Origin of the sequence: Phragmitibacter flavus (genome assembly GCF_005780165.1) — a bacterium.
Classification (GTDB): domain Bacteria; phylum Verrucomicrobiota; class Verrucomicrobiia; order Verrucomicrobiales; family Verrucomicrobiaceae; genus Phragmitibacter; species Phragmitibacter flavus.
The window spans coordinates 1-564 of sequence record NZ_VAUV01000044.1 but is presented as its reverse complement, the minus strand read 5'-3'; the positions used below and the strand labels follow the sequence as shown (position 1 = coordinate 564).

Below are 564 nucleotides of genomic sequence, written 5' to 3'. Positions count from 1 at the left end.
TGAGGTGAGCTAGATTTCTGGACCATCCACTCCAGAATACCATCCAAATGACATCGAAGCCACGCAAACGATACACCGCCGAATTTAAAGCACAGGCCGTTGAACTCATCAACACCGGCAGGCCAGTCTCCCAAATCGCAGAGGAACTCTGCGTCAGCACCCATCTGCTCTACTCGTGGAAGCAAGCCGCAGCACTCCCGCAGCTCGCTAGCGAAGGAGCTCGAGCCGTAGGCGAGGGCGACGCAGCGGACGAGCTGCGGACGCTCCGCCGGGAACTGGCACGCCTGCGTGTGGAAAATGACATTTTAAAAAAGGCCGCGATCATCCTCGGCACCAAACCCCAGCCCAACTCCGCACCATGATCGATGACATTCACCGCACCACCGGTCATGGTATCCGTTCGATCTGCTCCGCCCTCGGCGTGCCTCGCAGCAGTTACTACCACGCCGCCACTCCCACCCCTTCGCAGTGTTCCGACCAGCGTATCGGCGATCAAATCGAACGCATTTTCAAACACCACCGCCGCCGTTACGGACACCGTCGCATCTGGCACGAACTGGCCGG

General features: G+C 59.2%; 2 protein-coding genes. Both read left to right on the top strand.

The window, feature by feature from the left end:
* Positions 1-47 precede the first annotated feature (47 nt).
* A complete protein-coding gene (locus FEM03_RS24195; RefSeq protein ID WP_138089006.1) occupies positions 48-362 on the top strand; it encodes a transposase in 315 nt (104 codons plus the stop codon).
* A partial coding sequence (locus FEM03_RS24190; RefSeq protein WP_145973244.1) for an IS3 family transposase occupies positions 359-564 on the top strand: 206 nt, incomplete at its 3' end. The genes FEM03_RS24195 and FEM03_RS24190, both read left to right, overlap by 4 nt.